The sequence below is a fragment of the Arthrobacter sp. 24S4-2 genome, from assembly GCF_005280255.1.
Classification (GTDB): Bacteria; Actinomycetota; Actinomycetes; order Actinomycetales; family Micrococcaceae; genus Arthrobacter.
Genome location: NZ_CP040018.1, coordinates 2725015 through 2743835 on the forward strand (window position 1 = coordinate 2725015; position 18821 = coordinate 2743835).

The following is an 18821-nucleotide window of genomic DNA, read 5'->3' on the forward strand; positions in this document are numbered from 1 at the left end:
CCATCGGATTCTGTTAGGGAGTGAGGGCGTGGAGCGACTCACGCACGTGCCGCGGCTCGGTGTCCAGCGGCATATTCTGCTGATCGTGTACGCCGTCAAGTCCGCCGGCGGGATCCGTTTCGAGCGGGGCGAACAGGGCGTCGAAGTCCGGGGGCGCGCGGCCCGCCGTTGCGACGAGCTCGAAGGTTTTGCGCTCCGCGGCCGGTGAATCGAGGCTGTGGACCAGGATTTGGGCGATCTGGCGCCGGGCAATGACGCCGTCGCTGGAGTTACCGGCTTGGCGGGTATCGCCCTGGAGCAGGACGAGCCGGTGCACGTCGGACCCGTTGTAGTCGAACCAGCCCGGCCGCACGATCGTGTACGGCAGGCCGCTGGCACGGACGAGCCGTTCGGAACGGCGCTTCCAATCGTGGGCTTCGCTGGACCGGTTGTAGGCGCCCGTGCGGTTGGTGACCCTAATGGAGGTCATCAGGGCGACCCGGACTGTCCGTTGGCCCAGGGCTGCCAGAACGTTGCGCACCCCGCCGTAGTCGACAGTTTCGGCACCGACCGTGCCGGCGCCGTCCGAGCCGAGGGCGAAGACGACGGCGCCGATCCCTTCCACGGCGCCGGCCAGGGTTTCGGGCCGGGTAACGTCCCCGACAACGACTTCCGCCTCCTCTGGCAGCCGCCGGGCCTTGTCGGGGTGGCGCACCAGGGCACGGGTGGTGTAACCCTGCCGGAGGGCTTCCTCGACGACGAGCCGGCCTGGGCTGCCGGTCGCACCGATAACCAGTACGGTGCTGGGGCGAGTGCTCACTATCGCTCCTTGATTGTTCGTGGCGACTGTTCGTGGCGCGAGGGTCGGCGGTGCGCACGCACTGACGTGGCCACTAATCCAAGGCGGGATTTCTATCCATACAACAGGAGACGATCCCGGGGTGGAAGGGACTGCTGATACAGGTACTCCCAGTGCCTCCCGCCCACAGCCAAGGGCTCATAGCGTTGACCTACAGACGGCCGCTCCCGTGCCGTGACTTGGGACTCTTTACCTGTTTCAAAGGAATACCAAGGACCCCAGCGACCTTGTTTTAACCGGGGCGCCAATAAGCGGCTGCCTCGTGAAAGGATCCCCAATGCCCACCGCCTTTATCCCGTTCACCATGCGTGCTACTGTCCGCGACGACCACAAGCGCTCGTTCCGCACCGACATTGAACGCCTCACCTCCGCCCACCGTGGCTGGGCGCCGCTGGACGTGGTTAAGTCCACCAACACCCAGGCGTTGTTGCGCGGAGCGATCCCAAACAGCGTCCACACTGCCACCGATGCGAGCCTGGCCCGGTACCTCCAGGGCCGCCTCGCCGCCGACAGCGACATCCACCTGGATCTCACCGTCAGCATCGAGCGGTAACAGACGCCCGCAGCCCCGGACCATTCAGGTCCGGGGCTTTTCCTTTGTGGCCAGGTCCAGGCGATGCCAGGTCCTTGACCTTGCCGGTGCGTCAACCTTTAGAGTCGGATTATCGGCCCCGGAGGCGCAGCGGAAGGAGGAACGCATGGACTGGTCGATCCAACAGATCGCCACGGTCGCCGGCACCACAAGCCGGACGCTGCGCCACTATGACGACATCGGCCTGCTCAAGCCGAGCCGGATTGCCCATAACGGCTACCGGCACTACGACCAGGAGGCACTGGTCCAACTGCAGCGGATCCTGCTGCTGCGCGAGCTGGGCCTTGGCCTGTCGGTGATCGCCGAAGTGCTCGGCAACGAGACGGATGCCGCCAGGGCACTGAGCGGCCACCTGAAGTGGCTTCAGCAGGAGCAGGACAGGCTGAACCGGCAGATCGCGTCGGTCCAGCGCACCATCGACGCAGTGAAAGGAGGTGGAAAACTTATGGCAGAAGACATGTTCGACGGCTTTGACCACACCCAGTACAAGGAGGAAGTGGAGGCACGTTGGGGCAAGGAGGCCTACGCCAGCAGCGACGCCTGGTGGCGTGGAATGGACGCCGCGGAAAAGGCGGCCTGGAAGCAACGCTCGCAGCAGCTCGGCAGCGACTGGATCGCCGCAGCCAGCGCGGGCATCGCAGCCGACAGCGCCGAAGCGCAGGACCTCGCACGGCGGCAGGTTGAATGGCTCCGTGGCATCCCCGGGACACCGGCGGCATCGGGCGGTGACGTTAAGGGATACGTGACCGGCCTCGGCGAAATGTATGTTGCAGATCCGCGGTTCAGCGCCAACTATGGCGGCGAGTCCGGAGCCGCTTTCGTGCGGGATGCCCTGCGCGTCTACGCGGAAGCGAACCTTTAGCTGCTCAACGAGGGATCCCGACGGACTCCGGCGATTGAGGTACCACGTAGACAGCGACTTGGGTCTCGTCCGGATACTCCGGGAGGTTCTATGAGGCCCGGTCGAGCAGTTCGGCGCGGTTCGTGACGGCGTGAACGTATTCATTCAGATGCTGGGAAGTATCCGGGCGGGTGTTTCCGAGGAAGGCTGCCAGAGGACCGCTGACTTCTTCTTTGACCGTGAGGTGGGTGAGTCCTGCCTGTAGCGACAGCGTGAAGGTGCGGGTCCGTTTTAGCAGTCCGAGCGGCAGGCGACTGGTCCAGGTCATGACTTCGCCAGGCATTTGCTGGACGCGGAGCCGGAGGGTTCGCCCCCCGGCATCCGCTGTTTTGATTCGGATGGTTCCACCGTTGCGCAGTTCGCCATCGATTGCGGTGATGCCGGACTCCCAGACGGTAAGGTTGCCGGCATCGGTGATGACTTCCCAAACGGTCGATGCCCGCGCATTGATTAGCGCCTCCGACGCAATATACTCCATCAGCACAGACTAGGCAGGGGAGTTTTCGTCTGCCTCGAATATCGGCCGGACGGTGGGGGACTTCACCAAGAATTCGCTTCGCTACGGTTCATGTAGCGGCCCATTTGCGCCCCGCTCTTCAGACAGGTGCTGCGGGGCAGCGAAGGGCCTCGTCCTGGGTAAACCGATTCACAGGCCCTCGGGATCCCTTGGTACGGCCAGGCTGTCGTGGTCGGGCTCAACCTGAACGGCCATGGAGGGCACCCCAATGAGTGTCAGTGGGTGTTCAGGTGCATCATCCAATTCCAGCGTCACCAGACCTGCTTCGCGCTGTGAGGACAGGACCCGGAAGCGGCTGTGGTGCACAGTCAGTACATCGCCGGGACGCACCGCCGCAAGCCGGATTTCATTGTTGATACCTTTTTTCATGCGCCGTGGCCTAACTCTCCGGCCCGGTCCGGAGTACTTTCCGGCACGGGAATGACTGAAGCCGCCAACGCCTGCTTCATCACACGGCAAAACACAGTCCAATATGTCGGGGCAACGAAGTCAAGGCGGCTCGCCGCCCCTTACCCGCGGACCAGATCACCGGACGGGTGGCCGGGCGGCACGCGACGTCGGGCGGACGGGTCGTCTGAGTCGGCACGGCCGCCCGTCGGGATCCGGGGTCAGTGGCGCAGCCGGATGGTGAGGGCATTCTTCCTGGCCGCTTTGCGGTACGCCGTTTCCGTGTTGCGGGTGATGCGCTTTTCGTTCGTGAGCAGGCGGGCGTACGTGAGGGCTGTCTCCGGGGACGGCTCCGGTGCGGCGGCGAGGCGGGTCAGGAGGTCGCGGGCGAGGACGCTGTCCTGGTGGTCGCCCAGGATCTGCTGCAGCCGCTTGGCGGCCTTGGCGAGTTTGCGGGCACGTTTTCCGTGGATCGAGGTGACGGATTCGGCGGCGTGCCGGAGGCGTTTGGCGTCTTTGCGGACCTGATGCAGTGCGGTGTCGCGTTCGGGCCAGGACGTGGTCCGTTCGGCGGCTTTGCGTGCGCGGTTGAGGCGTTTGGTGGTTTTGTCGACCAGTCGGGCCGTCATGGCGCGCGCCGGCTTGGAGGCGCGGGCCCGGGTGGGCGGGTGGTCGCGGAAGTTTTCGAGGCCGGTCAGGAGCTGGTGGTAGCGGCCGGAGTCCAGGGCTTGAAGCGCTTTCCGGTATCCGCTGTTGTAGGCGGTGTCGAGCTCCCGTTCCAGAGGTGCGGGAAAGGGGCCTGCGCTGTCGTTCTCCGGCATGTCGCCGAGGTGGTGGCGGAGGCGTTCGCGCATGACCTCGGCGTCTCGTGCCTGGCCGAGGATCCGGGCGAGCCATTTCAGGTCGTCCGCGAGTTTTTTGACTGTGGGTTTGTCGAAGAGTGGGCGGTAGGTGGTCAGGGCTGAGCGGGCGCGGCGGGTCGCGGATCTCATTTGGTGGATCGCGTCCGGTGTTTCGCGGCGCACGCCGGGGTCATGGGTAAAGAGTTCGGTGATCTGGTCGTGGAGGTAGGTGGTGACGACGTCGGCTGCCGGTCCCTTCTTCTGCGGTTCCGGTGTGGCGGGGACGCGTTCGGGCGGCCAGGCCCCGCCCAGTGCCCGTGCCAGTTTGGCGGCATGCGCCGAGCGGACCGCACCCGTTGCGCTGAGCGTTTCTTCGGCAGCCGCGAAGAGCCGGTCGGCGCCATGGACGAGTTCAATCTCCCATTCGCGCCAGTGCTGCTCTGTGTGTACCGGGTGCAGGGCTTGGGCGTGGACCCGGTCGTCGGCGAAGTCGGCCAGGTGCTCGCCTCCTGACCCGTAGAGCCGGTATGTGGTGCGCTGGGTAGTGAGCCGGGCGATGGGGACGAGGTCTTCGCCGCGGGTGTAGATGTGCAGGTGGCTGGCCAGTTCTTCGGGCACCGTGTCCGGTTGCCCCAGCGGGGCATGGATTTCCTGCCTCCGGAAAGCTCCGACGGGGAGTTTGAGGTGCCATCCGTGGTCGGCCCCGCCGGTCCGGCGGCGAAGGGTGATGCGCCGGGCGGCGAGGGCAAGGGTCGGGGTGTCGAAATAGACGGCCTCGAGATGATCCAACACGGGTTCCGCGACGCGTTCCACACAGGGGATCTCCAGCAGTTCCGGGAGCGGGGTGGAGGTGCCGGCGTCGTACTTCTGTTCGGTTTCAACCTTGCCGGCGGATGTCACGGCGGTCAGGCGTCCGCCCCGGCGGCGCCTTCCAGAGTTGAGGGGGCGAAGATCGCGGCGACGACGTCGTCGCGGAGGTGGTACTGGCGTCGTTCCAGCGGCACCAGGCTGCCGCGGACGATGTAGTAGCCGCGGCCTTCGCCGGGGCCGCCGGCAGCGCGGTCAATGGCATCGAGCATGTCCGGGCCAAGGAGCTGGCCCGGGCCACGTTCCTGAAGAACGGCGAGGTCTTCGGGCCGGAGGGAGCTGATGAGCCCTTGAATGTCTGTCATTGTCCGCATCCTTTGTCGGCACCGCTGGAACATGGTGTGGTTCCCCCTTGCGGGCGTGTCCGGGGGTGCCTTGGCCGGTTGCGTCCACCCCCGATTGTATTGCCCGGCTACCGGCCGGAACAGACCTTGATTTTGACCCGGACTCGCGTTAGTGCAGTCCGGACCGCATGAACGTGTCCGCGTTGGCTTCCGCGCCGAGGAATCCCCGCCGCGGCCGGCGGTGTGTCGCTGGCGGCACTCTCCACGGGCTACTCCGCGCAGTTAACGCGCAGTTAAACGGGAAAGCCCCCTCGGCGAGGGGGCTTTCCCGTTTTGCACAGGAGTTTCAATGCCGGAAGCGTGGCGGTGAAGAGCTCAGATCCACTTCGGCGCGGCCGGAACCGTTCCGTTGGTGGCCGCGGCGCCTGATGCCGTGACTCCTGTTGCTGTCACGCCTTGGGTGCCGCGGCCTGCGGCCCATTCGACGATGGCGGGCAGGGGTCCGGTGATGACGGTCGGGTTCTTCGCGGTGGTGTCGCCGAACGTCGGGTCCGTGCCCGTCACGTTAATAAGGAGGCCCGTGTCGGTGCCGCGGGTCTTCCAGGCGACGGTGATGTCGCGAAGGAGCCGTTCCAGGACGGGTGCGGGGATGTCGGTGAAGGTTGCGCCGTTGTCGAGGTCGACGGCGTGCATCCAGACTTCGCGGGTACGCATCCAGACCGTTTCGGTGGCGGGCACTTCGCGGCCCTGGATGGTCCGGACTTTGTGGTGCCAGGCATCCCCGGGCAGGTCCCGCCATTCGACGTTCAGGTGCACGGCGGAATGGTCGAAGAGGTGCCGCAGCGCAATCGGGCTCAGGGTCGCGCCGAAGCTGATTTCGTGGTCCCGCACCGACGTGGAGGCGTACATGGGTGTCTCCACGCCGGTGCCCGCCCACTCCACCAGCCGGGCGATCGCCCGGGCGTTGTAGCCGATGTGCGCGGTGATGTGGCGGCGGGTCCAGCCGGGCAGCAGCGACGCGCCGTCGAGGTCCGCGTCACTGAGTTCGTTGAGCTTGCGGGCGAAGAACGCCGTGCCCCGGCGCGCCTGCAGCAGTGCCGCGAGGAGTTCCGGGTCCGTGGTCCGGTCGTGGCGGGCAACCATCAGGCTTCCTTGATGACGCGGTTCTTCAGCTGGCCCAGGCCCTCGATGGTGGTGACCAGGATCTGGCCTTCCTGCAGGTAGCGTTTGGGGTCCTGGGCGTGGCCCACCCCTCCCGGGGTGCCGGTGGCGATCACATCTCCGGGGTTCAGGGTGATGATGGTGGAGATGTAGGAGACCAGGAACTCGGGCGTGAAGACGAGGTCGCCGGTGGGGGTCTGCTGCTGGATTTCGCCGTCGACCGCGGAGGTCATCAGCGGGCCGGCGGTGAATTCATCGGTGGTGACCAGGGCCGGGCCGAACGGGGTGGATTTTTCCCAGGTTTTGCCTTGGAGCCACTGGATGGTGCGGAACTGGTAGTCGCGCATGGACACATCGTTCAGGACGGCGTACCCGGCGATGTGGGCCGGGGCGTCGGCTTCGCTGATCCGGCGGCCCTTCTTGCCGATGATGACGGCGAGTTCTGCTTCCCAGTCGACGGTGTCGGATTCCTGCGGGAGGGCCAGGTCATCGTTGGGGCCGATCAGGGATTCCTGGTACTTGGCGAACAGGGTGGGGTACTCGGGGACGTCCCGGCCCATTTCCTTGATGTGGTTGCGGTAGTTGTGGCCCACGCAGATGATCTTGCCCGGGAAGGGCACCACCGGGGCGAGGTCCGCGCCCTCGATCGGGTGCGTCGCGCCGGCCGCCGCCTTCGCCTTCTCTTCCCAGGCGGAGTCCTGCAGCAGTGAGCCGACGTCGGCGAAGCCATCGATCTCAGTCAGGGCGGTCCCGTCCTGGCGGACAGCCTTCGTCGTGCCGTTTCCCGTGCGGAGGGTGAGGAGTCTCATTACTTGTTGCGTCCTTCGGTGTAGGTGCGGCTGAAGTTCAGCCGTTCGAAAATGGGGGCATCGCTGAACCGGAACAGATCAAACCCGGTTCCGGTCTGCGGGTCCGCCTGGAGCGACCATTGCTGCCAGGACGGGACGACGAAGAGGTCGCCCTTGGCCAGGGTCCTGGTTTCGCCGTTCAGCACCACAGTGCCGGTGCCTTCGAAGACCTGCCACACGCTGGAGCCAACCTCCCGGACGGCTTCGGTGGTGGCGCCGGGCCGGAGGCGGTGGAACTCGGCCCGGATGGTGGGCATCACGTCCCCGCCCGTGGTGGGGTTCGAATACCGGACGGCGGCGTGGCCCTGGGAGACGGTGGCCGGGTGGCCCTCGTCCTCCAGGAGCAGCTGTTCGGTCAGGGCCCGGTCGGTGTGTTCCCAGCGGTACGCCGCGATGGGGGAGCTGGTGGTGTCATCCAGGCCCGAGAGCGGGCGCAGGCCGGGGTGGGCCCAGAGCCGTTCGGAGCGGGAGATGTCCGGGGTGGCCTCGTCGGTGACGCGTTCGGTGCCGAACTCGAAGAACCCGGCGTCGGCGTAATGCACGAACGGGATGTCCAGGCCGTCGATCCAGGCCATCGGCTCATCGGTGTCGTTATGGTGGCCGTGGAAGTTCCAGCCCGGAGTCAGCAGGAAGTCCCCGCGGGACATCCGCACCGGGTCCCCGTTCACCACCGTCCAGACACCCTCGCCCTCAACGACGAAGCGGAACGCGTTCTGGGAGTGGCGGTGTTCCGGGGCGGTCTCGCGGGCACCCAGGTACTGGATCGCTGCCCACAACGTGGGCGTGGCATACGGTGTGCCCGCCAGGCCCGGGTTCGCCAAAGCGATGGCCCGGCGTTCACCGCCGCGGCCCACCGGGACCAGGTCACCGGCACGGGCCGCCAGCGGGTACAGATCGCTCCACCGCCACACATGCGGCACGGCCTTCGGGGAAGGGACCATCGGCATCAAATCCGCGATCTCCGTCCACAAAGGGATCAGGTTCTCCCGGTCAAAATCCCGGTACAGCTCCTCCAGCTGGGCAGCTTCCTCGGGCGTCGGCTCCGGGACAACATGCCCCGCGGCCACTGATTCATGAGTTGTGTTCTCGGCGCTGATGGACACGTGGGCCTCCTCGGTAGGTCAGAACAGTTCTTTGGCGTAGTTCGACCCTACGGAGGCGGCAGTGTGATCCCCAGCATATTCTGCTGAACAGAATTGTTTGTAGGACTCGGCTTGGCCGAAACTGCGGTGTTCAGTCCGGCTCGGCCGGGTTTGCCGCGATATCGATCTCCAACTGCCGGCAGGTTTCCCGCAGGGCGGCGACGAGTCCGGCGTCGAACACCCTGCGGAAGCGGGTCGATGGAGTTGCCACAGTGAGCGCGCCGACGACGTGCCCGTGACGGTTGTGCAGGGCCATCCCGAGGGCGCTCACCCCCTCCTCTGTGCCTTCGAAGTTGGCCGCGAAGCCGTTGCCTCGGATGGACCCAAGCTCGCGCAGGAACGCAGGATATTCGTTGTCCGGGATGGTGTCGCCGCCGATTTCCGCGTTGTGGCTGCGGAAGAGCTGCTCGATCATCGGCGGTTCCAGTTCGGCGAGCATGGCCTTCCCGCCGGACGTCTTGTTGGCTGGCATGACGGTCCCTTGGCGGTCGCCCACCCGTAGTACGTTGCCGCCCTCCACGGTGGCAAGGAACCGCACCTTGGTCCCCACCCGCACCATGAGGTTGACGGTTTCGTTGAGCCGCCCGGAGAGGAGCTCCATGTGCGGCTGGGCGATGGAGCGGAGCAGGCGGGTCCAGCTGAGTCCGGCCGGCCCGACCCCCATTGCCGGGCCGGGGACATATCGCCGCGTTTCGTCCTGGACGGCGAAGCCCCGGTAGACCAGCATCGCCAGTAGCCGGTGGGCGGTTGAAGGGGCTACGCCCAGCTCGGCCGCGGCGTCCTTGAGCCTGAGTGCACCGCCGTCGCGGAGCAGCTGGAGCAACTGCAACGCGTTGTCCACCGCCTCGATGGAATAAGTCGGCCGTTTCTGGACGGGCTTACGGGCGGACTTGGCCGATGGGTTGTTCTGCACATCAGAATTGTATGGTGCTTCACGTGAGGTGGCCACGACAGTAGTGGGATGAATCACACACTTCCCGATGCAGCGCCGCACCGGTTCCCGCCCGGGGCTCCCGCCCCTCTGCCGCCGATGGGCCTGCATCGCGGTTTTCCAAAGGCTCGGCAGCCGCCGTCCTGGTCTGCTGGCTCCTGGTGGTCTTCGATGGCTACGACCTGATCGTCTACGGCACCGTCCAGTCCTCGCTGATTTCCGAGACCGGCTGGGGCCTGAGCAAGGCCACTGCCGGGACCATTGGCTCCATGGCCTTCGTCGGCATGATGATCGGGGCGATCTTCGCCGGCCGGATGGCCGACTCCTGGGGGCGCCGCCGCACCATTCTTGGCTGTGCCGTCGTTTTCTCGATTTTCACCATCCTTTGCGCCTTCGCCCCCAGTGCAGCCGTCTTCGGAGGACTGCGGCTGCTGGCGGGCATCGGGCTCGGCGGCCTGGTGCCCTCGGCCAACGCCCTCGTCGCCGAACTGGTCCCGGCCAGGTGGCGTTCGATGATCGCCACCCTGATGATGTCCGGTGTCCCGATCGGCGGATCGATTGCTGCACTCGTCGGCATCCAACTGATTCCCGCCTTCGGCTGGGAGTCCATGTTCCTTGTGGCCGTGATGGCCCTGCTGATCGTGGTGCCGCTCGGACTGAAATGCCTGCCGGAGACGCTGGCCCCGGTCCACGCCACAGGCAGTGCAACAGGAAAGGGCGCCCGCAAGGCGGCCGGCTTCTCCTCCCTGCTCCGCGCCCCATATCTGGGGGTCAGCCTGCTGTTCGCCCTGGCGACGATCGCCACCCTGTTCGCCTGGTACGGGCTGGGCACGTGGCTGCCCAACCTCATGCAGCTGGCCGGCTACAACCTGGGGTCCGCCTTGACCTTCGCCCTTGCCCTCAACCTTGGTGCGGTGGCCGGCTCGGTCATCACGGCCTGGGCCGGGACCCGTTTCGGTCCGATTCCGACGGCGATCGCCGCGGCCGCCGTCGCCGCCGGTGCGCTGGTGGTGCTGGTCACGGGACCGCCGGTCACCGTCGTGTACCTCATGCTGGTGCTCGCCGGCGTCGGCACCCACGGCACGCAGTGCCTCATCATCGCCGCCGTCGCCAGCCACTATCCCGGACACCTGCGCGGGACCGCGCTGGGCTGGGCACTGGGGACGGGCCGCATCGGCGCCGTCGCCGCACCGCAGGTCGGCGGCCTGCTGCTGGCCGCCGGACTGGGCGTCAATTCCAATTTCCTCGCCTTCGCCGGTGCAGCCGCCATCGCCGCGGTCCTGCTGGCCGCCGTCGGCCTCAAACTCAAGTCAAAATCCTCAATCCCATACTCACCAACAGGAGCAAGCAATGTCTGAGCACGCCACGTCCACCGATGTCCTCGTCATCGGAGGGGGAATGGCCGGACTGGCCGGAGCCCTCGCGCTGCGTGAAAACGGCGCCAACGTCACCCTCGTGGAACGGGCCCCCGAATTCGGCGAGGTGGGCGCCGGGCTGCAGATGGCCCCCAACGCCTCTCGGGTCCTCCGCCGCTGGGGCCTGCTGGAAAAGGCCCTGGAAATCGGCGTCCAGCCCAAACACCTGGTCTTCCGCGACGCCGTCACCGGCGAGGAGCTGACGCGCCAAACGCTCGGCGGGGAATTCGAGGAACGCTACGGTGCGCCGTACGTCGTGATCCACCGTAGCGACCTGCACCGGGTCCTGCTCGAAGGCTGCGAGGCGGCGGGCGTCAAGCTCGTCAACGACGTCATGGTCGAGAGTGTTGAAACCGTCAACGGCCGCGGCGTGGCCCACACCGCTGCCGGCGTGGACTACGAGGCCGACGTCGTGATCGGCGCCGACGGGCTCAAGTCCACCCTGCGTCCGCTGGTGGCAAACGACGAGCCGGTGCCCTCTGCTTACGTGGCCTACCGCGGCACCGTGCCGATCACCGAAAACACGCCCAAGGCGGATCTCGAGGACGTTATCGTCTACCTCGGACCCGACTGCCACCTGGTGCAGTACCCGCTGCGCAAGGGCGAGCTGCTGAACACCGTAGCCGTTTTCAAGTCCGCCTCCTTCGAGCGCGGCGAGGAGCAGTACGGGGGAGTGGACGAGCTTGAGGCTGCGTACAAGGATTGCGTCCCGGCCGTCCGGGATGCGCTGAAAAACCTGGGCACCGGCATGCGCTGGCCCATGTACGACCGCGATCCAATCGAAAACTGGGTCGCCGGCCGGATGGTGCTGATGGGCGATGCCGCCCATCCGATGCTCCAGTACCTCGCCCAGGGTGCCTGCCAGGCGCTCGAGGACGCCGCTGTGCTGCAAGACGTCAGCAACGCCACTGTGTTCACCGCGGATGGCGCCAACCCGGAAGGCTGGGACGACGCCATCAAGGAATTCAACAACCTCCGCGTTGGCCGAACCGCCCGGGTCCAGCGTACCGCCCGCATCTGGGGCGAATCCTGGCACGTCTCCGGACTGGCCCGGACGCTGCGCAACCTGCTCTTCAAGAGCCGGAAGGACAACAACTTCCAGTACAACGACTGGCTGTACGGCCAGGGTGGCGACGGCGTGCCGGCCGCACGCGCGGCCCATCGCACTCTGGCGGATCGGATTTCTGCCTGACCGGGCGACGGGTCGGCGTCTGTTTCGGAAGTACAGGCGGTCAGGCGCCAGTGCCCTGTGAAGGGCACTGGCGCCTGGCTGCCTAGACCCGTTTTAAGGAAACAGGCCCTCAGATGAAATCGTAGGACGCCGGCAGGTTCCTTGCAGGTGTGGCGCTTGGAATGGAGTCCTGATAGCCCGCGCCAGGAGAAATGGCAGGAACTAGGAGTTGAAACGAAGTTCTGGCTGGAACCTCAGTCATGGGCCCTCTGGCGGTAATGCCGCGGGGTTTCGCCGGTGTCGTTGAGAAAATGCCGGTTGAAATTGGACAGGTTCGAGAAGCCGACTTCGTAGCAGATGTCCGAAATGGCTTTGTCGGTGCTCTCAAGCAGGCGCCGTGCGTGGGCCAGGCGCAGTTTGCGGACGAGGTCGCTGAAGGTCTGGCCGGTGGCCCGCTTGAAGTATTTGGAGAAGGTGGGTTCCGGCATTCCCACCAAGGCTGCGGCCTCGGACATCTTGACATTGCCGGCGTGGTTGCTGAACACGTACTCCAGCACGATGTCGACCACGGCTGCGGCCTGGCCGTCCAGCTGCGGCCTGAACAATTCGTCGGCCAGGAAGCGCCGTTCTTCCTGTGGTGCCCGGGCAAGGATTCCGAACAGTTCAAACAGGTGCTGGAGCCGTTCCAAACCCGTGGTGACGCCCATCGCCTCGATGGCTGCGGCTGCCGTCTCGGCTGAGCGGCCCAGGAATTCGATGCCGCGTGCGGACTGCTCCAGCAGCGGCTTGACCTCGGCCATCTCGGGGACAAGGGATGCGGTCTGCTCAACCCATTTTCTGTCGAACTGGATCACGGCGTCCCGGTTCTCCAGCACTTCGCCGGGCTCAAGGTCGCTGACCCAGTCGTGGGGCAGCCCTGACCCCACGATGGACACATGGCCGGCCTCGAACGTGCCGATGTGGTCTCCGACGATGAATTTTCCGGTGCCCTTCCGGATGAGGTGGATCTCGTACTGGGGGTGGTAGTTCCACCGTGCCACCGGGCTGGGGTAGTCGTGTTGGTTCCACCGGACCGAGTGGTTGGGATCCGGCGGGATGACTTCCCTGTTGGCGCGCATACCCAGCAGTCTTTCGGCCAGTCTGGCGGTGGCACCGTCGGCGGGGTCCACGGCAGTCATGATGGTTCTCCCTGGGGTGGGTGTTTATGAAATATGGACAGTGACTTAGGAGCCTTCCCCTAGGTTAGCGCGTGCAGCCCGGTGGGGTCAGGGAAAATTAGTATCAGAAATCGGCAACCAGGACGCTAGTTGTGCCGCATGACACACGCCTAAAGTTGGGGAACATCAGCGCGGCACATCGGATCCCCGATCGTAAGTCCCGCTCCAGTCCGGTACGTCGACGCAGCAGTCGAGGTGCGGCGGCTGTGCACCCCCCATGAAGAACAAAGGAGTCCTTAATGCGCCCAAAAACACGCGCTGCCGCACTGGCTGCCGGCGCCCTCTGTATCGCTCTTTCAGCGTCGGCCTGCGCCGGTGCCGGTGGCGGCACGGCGGCCGGCGACCAGAACAGCATTAACGTCCTCATGGTGAATAACCCGCAAATGGAGGACCTGCAAAGGCTGACGGCGGACAACTTCACCAAGGAAACCGGCGTCAAGGTCAACTACACCGTGCTGCCGGAGAACGACGTCCGGGCCAAAATCAGCCAGGAATTCTCCAGCCAGGCCGGCCAGTACGACGTGGCGTCCCTGTCCAACTACGAGATCCCCTTCTACTCCGCCAACAACTGGTTGGCCCCGCTGGACAATGTCGCCAAGGACACGGAGTTCAACCAGGCCGACATCCTTCCGGCCTACACGGCGTCCCTGACCGGTAAGGACGGCAAGCTCTACGGGGAGCCGTTCTACGGGGAGTCTTCCTTCCTGATGTATCGCAAGGACATCTTCGACGCCAAGGGCCTGACCATGCCGGAGAAACCCACGTGGGACGAGGTGGCCGACCTTGCCGCCAAGGCCGACGGCGCAGCCCCCGGCATGAAGGGCATCTGCCTGCGCGGCCAACCGGGCTGGGGCCAGGTCTTCGCACCGCTGACCACCGTGGTCAACACCTTCGGCGGCACCTGGTTCGACAAGGACTGGAACGCCAAGGTCAACGCCCCCGAATTCACCGCAGCGACCGAGTTCTACACCAAGCTGGTGCGCGAGCACGGTGAAGCAGGGGCTGCCCAGGCCGGGTTCACCGAGTGCCTGAACAACATGAGCCAAAGCAAAGTCGCCATGTGGTACGACGCCACCTCCGCCGCCGGCGCCCTGGAAGCCGACGCGTCCCCGGTGAAAGGCAAGATCGGCTACGCCCAGGCACCGGTGAAAAAGACTGACTCCTCGGGTTGGCTGTGGACCTGGTCCTGGGGTGTGCAGGCCGCGTCCAAGAAGCAGGACGCCGCCGGCAAGTTCATCGCCTGGGCCAGCTCCAAGAAGTACGAAGAGCTGGTGGCATCCAAGCTCGGCTGGGCCAAGGTCCCGTCCGGCAAACGCATCTCCACCTACGAGAATGCCGAGTTCCAGAAGGCCGCGCCGTTCTTCAAGGCTGAACGCTCCGCCATTGAAAACGCCGACCCGAAGAACCCCGGCGTCCAGGAACGCCCGGTCGTCGGCATCCAGTTCGTCGGCATCCCCGAATTCGCCGACCTCGGCACCACGGTCTCCCAGGGTGTCAGCTCCGCCATCGCAGGCCAGGGAACAGTGGCCGATGCGCTGGCCAAGGGGCAGGAAACCGCCCAAAGAATCGGCGACAAGTACAAGAAGTAACAACCCACCAACCGGTCCTGTGACCCGCCGCCGGGCGGGTCACAGGACCGCAGGAGACCACCATGACAACAGCAACAGCGCGCATTCCCCGTTCCGGGCACAGCATTACCAAACCTTCCAAGACCGCCAGATCGCGTGAACGCGCCCTGGCCTGGGCACGGCGTGCGCCGCTGCTGCCGGCCTTGATCTTCCTCATCATCGTCACCCAGCTGCCGTTCGTGGTGACCCTGATCATCTCGTTCCTCAACTGGAACAGCCTCCGGCCGGACCAGACCGGATTCGCCGGCTTCGAGAACTACATCCAGGTCCTCACCAACGCCGACCTGCGCCAGGCCATCTTCACCACCATCGTCCTCACCGTCTCCGTGGTCCTGGCCAGCCTGGTCGTCGGCCTCGGACTGGCGCTGCTGCTGGACAAGAAGTTCATCGGCCGCGGACTGGCCCGGACCCTGCTGATCGCACCGTTCCTCGTGGTGCCCGTCGCCGCAGCCCTGATCTGGAAGCATGCACTCCTCAACCCGACCTACGGGCTGATCAACGGCATCCTGACCTGGATCTGGTCGCTGTTCGGCAGCGACACCCCGCCCCAGCCGGACCTCCTGTCCCAGGCACCCCTGATGGCTGTCATCGTGTCGCTGGTCTGGCAGTGGACCCCGTTCATGATGCTCATCCTGCTCGCCGGGCTCCAGTCCCGCCCCATGGACACGGTCGAAGCCGCCCAGATGGACGGTGCCAGCCCGTGGGACATCTTCCGCCACCTCACCCTGCCGCACCTGCGCCAGTACCTGGAACTCGGCGGCCTGCTCGGCGCGATCTACATCGTGCAGAACTTCGACGCCGTCTTCACCCTCACCTCCGGCGGCCTGGGCACGGCCAACCTGCCCTACGCCATCTACCAGACGTTCTACTTCGCCAACGAGTACGGCCTGGCATCCGCCGCCGGCGTCGTGGTGGTCATCGGCACCATCATCGTGGCCACCTTCGCGCTCCGCACCGTTTTCTCGCTCTTCAAGAAGGAGGCAGCACGATGAGCACCCTCGTATCCGCGGCTACCCGTACGCAGGCAACCGCTGCAACCAATGGCGGCGGCAAGGCCCGCCGAGGGAAGTCCCGCATGGACCCCACCCGCAACAGCACAGCAGCCGGACTCGCCGCCTGGCTCCTGGCCCTGCTCTTCGCGGCCCCGGTCCTGTGGATGATCCTCACGTCCTTCCACTCCGAAACGGACGCCGCCACCAACCCGCCGTCCCTCGCAGCCAACCTCACCCTGGACGCCTACCAGGAGTTCTTCGGGGCAAGCTCCGGCGTCAGCCCCTGGCCGCCACTGATCAACTCCGCCACCGCCTCCATCCTCTCCACCGTCCTGGTCCTGGTCCTGGCCATCCCGGCGGCCTACGCGCTGTCGATCAGGCCGGTGAAGAAGTGGACCGACGTCATGTTCTTCTTCCTCTCCACCAAGATGATGCCCGTCGTGGCCGCGATCCTGCCGCTCTACCTCTTCGCCAAGAACACCGGGGCATTGGACAACATCTGGTTCCTGATCCTGATGTACACCTCCATGAACCTGCCCATCGCCGTGTGGATGATGCGCTCCTTCCTCGCCGAAGTGCCCGTGGAAATGCTCGAAGCAGCCCAGATCGACGGTGCCGGCCTGCTCCTCACCCTCCGCAAGATCATCGCCCCCGTGGCCATGCCCGGCATTGCGGCCACCGCGCTGATCTGCTTCATCTTCAGCTGGAACGAACTCCTCCTCGCCCGGGTCCTTACCGGCGTCATGGCCGGCACCGCACCCGTCTTCCTGACCGGCTTTGTGTCCAGCCAGGGACTGTTCCTGGCCAAGGTCTGCGCCGCCGCCGTCGTCATCTCCCTGCCCGTGCTCTTCGCCGGCTTCGCCGCCCAGGACAAGCTCGTCCAGGGCCTCTCGCTCGGCGCCGTGAAATAGCCCGCCGTTCCCCTTCGATTCTTAGAGGATTACATCGATGACAACATCAACCGCCCAGTCCCCGGCCCTCGGACAGCCGGAGCTGCCAACCACCATGCGCGCCTCCGTCCTGAAGCGCCAGGGGGACATGGCCGTGGAAACCCTGCCTGTCCCGCAGCTCGACGCCGATCAGGTCCTGGTGCAGGTCGCGGCCGTCGGCGTCTGCGGCAGCGACGTCCACTACTACGAGCACGGCCGGATCGGCGACTACGTGGTGGACCACCCGCTGATCCTCGGCCACGAACTCTCCGGACGGATCGCCGCCGTCGGAAGCGCCGTCGACCCTAACCGCATCGGCAGCCGCGTCGCCGTCGAACCCCAGCGCCCGTGCCGCAAGTGCAAGCAATGCAAAGCCGGCCGGTACAACCTGTGCCCGGACATCGAGTTCTACGCCACCCCGCCGATCGACGGCGCCTTCGCCGAATACGTAACCATCCAGAGCGACTTCGCCTACGACATCCCGGATAGCGTCAGCGACGAAGCAGCGGCCCTAATCGAACCGCTGTCCGTTGGGCTCTGGGCCTGCGAACGGGCCGACATCAAGCCCGGCAGCCGGGTCCTGATCGCCGGCGCCGGACCGATCGGCATCATCGCCGCCCAGGCCGCCCGGGCGTTCGGGGCAACGGAAATCTACATCAGTGACATTGCCGAAGACCGGCTGGCCTTCGCCCTGGAACACGGTGCCACCCACGCGCTCAACGCCCGGACCGACAGCGTCGAAGGTCTCGACGTCGACGCCTTCATCGACGCCTCCGGCGCCCCGCAGGCCGTCCGCTCCGGGATCAAAGCGGTGGGACCGGCCGGGAAGGTCATCCTGGTTGGGTTGGGGGCGGACGACGTCGAACTTCCCGTTTCTTACATCCAGAACCGGGAGATCTGGCTCTCCGGCGTGTTCCGCTACACCAACACCTGGCCCCTGGCCATCCAGCTGATCGCCGACGGAAAAGTGGACCTCGACGTCCTGGTCACCGGCAAGTTCGCACTCGCCGAATCCGAAGACGCGCTCAAGGCCGGCAAGCAGCCCGGGCAGCTCAAAGCCGTGGTCTACCCGGGCCGCTGATGACCACCGCGGAAACCGGGCGGCCGGGGACTGACGCCCTCCGGTCACACGAGGTGGAACGGGCCGTGGCGGATCTCCGGCTTCGCCTCGCCGACGGGAACAGAATGCTGCTCGGTATCGTGGGAGCCCCGGATCGGGTAAGTCCACCTTCTCCGCCTGCCTTCAGGAACATCTCGGAGCCGGGTCCGCCGTCGTGGTGCCGATGGACGGGTTCCATCTGGGAAACACGATCATCGACAGCACACCGCTCAGGGAACGCAAAGGCGCCATCGACACGTTCGACGTCGGCGGATACCTCTCGCTGTTGCAGCGCCTCGCACTGCGGGACGAGCACGTGGTCTATGCGCCCGATTTCCGCCGCACCATCGACGAACCGGTGGCCGCGTCCATTGCAGTACCCGCAGCCGTACCGCTCGTCATCACCGAGGGCAACTACCTCCTCGCGGAACTGCCCCCGTGGCAGCAGGTCCGGGCGCAGCTGGACGAGGCGTGGTTCCTGGATACAGCCCGACACCTGCGCCTTTCCCGGCTCGTGGACAGGCACATCCTCTTCGGCAAAGACCGCCCCGCAGCGCAAACGTGGGCGGCCGGAACCGACGAAACCAACGCCCGGCTGATCGAAGCCACCCGCCATGCAGCAGACCGGATCATCCCGTGGTCCTGACCCCCAGCACAAGCAAGGAGGCAGCAAATGCCACCACCTAAAGCCCTCGACAGGGCGTTCAGCCGAAAACGGCAGGCGCGGCTCCATCCCGGACATTGCTCAACGCACTTTCTGCCCATGCCGGCAAGGCCAGGGCCATCACCTGTTTCCGGGAAGATGCCAGCCCGCCATGGGGCCCGGGAACCGGGCTCCCCGACGATCGACCAGCACACTCCGAAAGGCTAAAAACATGCACTCACTCACCAGCTCAACTCTCCGCGAACTCCCCGCTGCTGTGGGCAAACCCTCCTATGACCGCGCAGCTTTGACGGCGGGAATTGTCCATTTCGGCGTCGGCGGCTTCCACCGCGCACACCAGGCCATGTATCTGGACCGCTTGATGAACGCCGGCCACGCACTTGACTGGGCGCCCTC

18 protein-coding genes and 2 pseudogenes are annotated in these 18821 nt (G+C 65.8%); 10 read left to right on the top strand and 10 right to left on the bottom strand.

All coding sequences use genetic code 11. The features are described 5' to 3' along the window. Window positions 1-13 precede the first annotated feature (13 nt). Window positions 14-799 (bottom strand): SDR family oxidoreductase, encoded by a 786-nt coding sequence (locus FCN77_RS12485; RefSeq protein WP_137322515.1) that lies wholly within the window; start codon window positions 797-799, stop codon window positions 14-16. 316 nt (window positions 800-1115) lie between these two features. Between FCN77_RS12485 and FCN77_RS12490 the strand changes: the two genes are divergently transcribed. Together FCN77_RS12490 and FCN77_RS12495 are read left to right on the top strand one after the other, a co-directional pair. Then, on the top strand, window positions 1116-1391 hold the full coding sequence (locus FCN77_RS12490; protein ID WP_137322516.1) for a hypothetical protein: 276 nt from the start codon (window positions 1116-1118) through the stop codon (window positions 1389-1391). Window positions 1392-1536: 145 nt separating this feature from the next. Further along, window positions 1537-2292: a MerR family transcriptional regulator gene (locus tag FCN77_RS12495; protein ID WP_137322517.1), complete on the top strand. Its 756-nt coding sequence runs from the start codon at window positions 1537-1539 to the stop codon at window positions 2290-2292. A gap of 88 nt (window positions 2293-2380) precedes the next feature. Here the strand turns inward: FCN77_RS12495 and FCN77_RS12500 are convergent, their stop codons facing one another. The 8 genes from FCN77_RS12500 to FCN77_RS12535 all read right to left on the bottom strand — a co-directional run bounded on the left by FCN77_RS12500 (window position 2381) and on the right by FCN77_RS12535 (window position 9292). Further along, window positions 2381-2809: an SRPBCC family protein gene (locus tag FCN77_RS12500; RefSeq protein ID WP_137322518.1), complete on the bottom strand. Its 429-nt coding sequence runs from the start codon at window positions 2807-2809 to the stop codon at window positions 2381-2383. 168 nt (window positions 2810-2977) lie between these two features. After that, entirely contained in the window at window positions 2978-3217 is a 240-nt protein-coding gene (locus FCN77_RS12505; protein WP_137322519.1) for a hypothetical protein, read from the bottom strand. A gap of 239 nt (window positions 3218-3456) precedes the next feature. Continuing rightward, entirely contained in the window at window positions 3457-4977 is a 1521-nt protein-coding gene (locus FCN77_RS12510) for a CYTH and CHAD domain-containing protein (RefSeq protein WP_137322520.1), read from the bottom strand. Between the two features lie 5 nt (window positions 4978-4982). Continuing rightward, window positions 4983-5249 carry a hypothetical protein gene (locus FCN77_RS12515; RefSeq protein ID WP_137322521.1) on the bottom strand — a complete coding sequence of 89 codons (267 nt, stop codon included), beginning with the start codon at window positions 5247-5249 and terminating at the stop codon, window positions 4983-4985. A 354-nt stretch (window positions 5250-5603) separates the two neighbouring features. Continuing rightward, window positions 5604-6371 carry a maleylpyruvate isomerase family mycothiol-dependent enzyme gene (locus tag FCN77_RS12520; RefSeq protein ID WP_137322522.1) on the bottom strand — a complete coding sequence of 256 codons (768 nt, stop codon included), beginning with the start codon at window positions 6369-6371 and terminating at the stop codon, window positions 5604-5606. Further along, window positions 6371-7198 (bottom strand): fumarylacetoacetate hydrolase family protein, encoded by an 828-nt coding sequence (locus FCN77_RS12525; RefSeq protein ID WP_137322328.1) that lies wholly within the window; start codon window positions 7196-7198, stop codon window positions 6371-6373. Before FCN77_RS12525 ends, FCN77_RS12520 begins: the two co-directional genes overlap by 1 nt. Then, the gene (locus tag FCN77_RS12530) at window positions 7198-8340 is read right to left on the bottom strand and encodes a cupin domain-containing protein (protein WP_137322523.1); all 1143 of its coding nucleotides are present in this window, start codon (window positions 8338-8340) and stop codon (window positions 7198-7200) included. The genes FCN77_RS12525 and FCN77_RS12530 overlap by 1 nt, the downstream gene beginning before the upstream one ends. A 130-nt stretch (window positions 8341-8470) precedes the next feature. Beyond that, the gene (locus FCN77_RS12535) at window positions 8471-9292 is read right to left on the bottom strand and encodes an IclR family transcriptional regulator (RefSeq protein WP_137322524.1); all 822 of its coding nucleotides are present in this window, start codon (window positions 9290-9292) and stop codon (window positions 8471-8473) included. A 179-nt stretch (window positions 9293-9471) separates the two neighbouring features. On the opposite strand from FCN77_RS12535, the gene FCN77_RS12540 reads away from it, so the two are divergent. Then, window positions 9472-10668: an MFS transporter gene (locus tag FCN77_RS12540; RefSeq protein ID WP_254678978.1), complete on the top strand. Its 1197-nt coding sequence runs from the start codon at window positions 9472-9474 to the stop codon at window positions 10666-10668. Continuing rightward, a complete protein-coding gene (locus FCN77_RS12545) occupies window positions 10661-11917 on the top strand; it encodes an FAD-dependent oxidoreductase (RefSeq protein WP_137322526.1) in 1257 nt (418 codons plus the stop codon). Before FCN77_RS12540 ends, FCN77_RS12545 begins: the two co-directional genes overlap by 8 nt. Before the next feature lie 233 nt (window positions 11918-12150). Here the strand turns inward: FCN77_RS12545 and FCN77_RS12550 are convergent, their stop codons facing one another. Then, on the bottom strand, window positions 12151-13074 hold the full coding sequence (locus tag FCN77_RS12550) for an AraC family transcriptional regulator (RefSeq protein ID WP_137322527.1): 924 nt from the start codon (window positions 13072-13074) through the stop codon (window positions 12151-12153). A gap of 278 nt (window positions 13075-13352) precedes the next feature. Between FCN77_RS12550 and FCN77_RS12555 the strand changes: the two genes are divergently transcribed. The 6 genes and pseudogenes from FCN77_RS12555 to FCN77_RS12580 all read left to right on the top strand — a co-directional run. Continuing rightward, window positions 13353-14702: a sugar ABC transporter substrate-binding protein gene (locus tag FCN77_RS12555; RefSeq protein ID WP_137322528.1), complete on the top strand. Its 1350-nt coding sequence runs from the start codon at window positions 13353-13355 to the stop codon at window positions 14700-14702. Window positions 14703-14764: 62 nt separating this feature from the next. Then, window positions 14765-15733: a carbohydrate ABC transporter permease gene (locus FCN77_RS12560; protein ID WP_137322529.1), complete on the top strand. Its 969-nt coding sequence runs from the start codon at window positions 14765-14767 to the stop codon at window positions 15731-15733. Next, on the top strand, window positions 15730-16644 hold the full coding sequence (locus FCN77_RS12565; protein WP_137322530.1) for a carbohydrate ABC transporter permease: 915 nt from the start codon (window positions 15730-15732) through the stop codon (window positions 16642-16644). The genes FCN77_RS12560 and FCN77_RS12565 overlap by 4 nt, the downstream gene beginning before the upstream one ends. Window positions 16645-16681: 37 nt before the next feature. Then, window positions 16682-17743: an NAD(P)-dependent alcohol dehydrogenase gene (locus FCN77_RS12570; protein ID WP_137322531.1), complete on the top strand. Its 1062-nt coding sequence runs from the start codon at window positions 16682-16684 to the stop codon at window positions 17741-17743. Window positions 17744-17924: 181 nt separating this feature from the next. Further along, window positions 17925-18407, top strand: a pseudogene (locus FCN77_RS12575) (nucleoside/nucleotide kinase family protein); the annotation flags it as partial. Window positions 18408-18636: 229 nt separating this feature from the next. Continuing rightward, a pseudogene (locus FCN77_RS12580) lies at window positions 18637-18816 on the top strand (mannitol dehydrogenase family protein); the annotation flags it as partial. Window positions 18817-18821 lie beyond the last annotated feature (5 nt).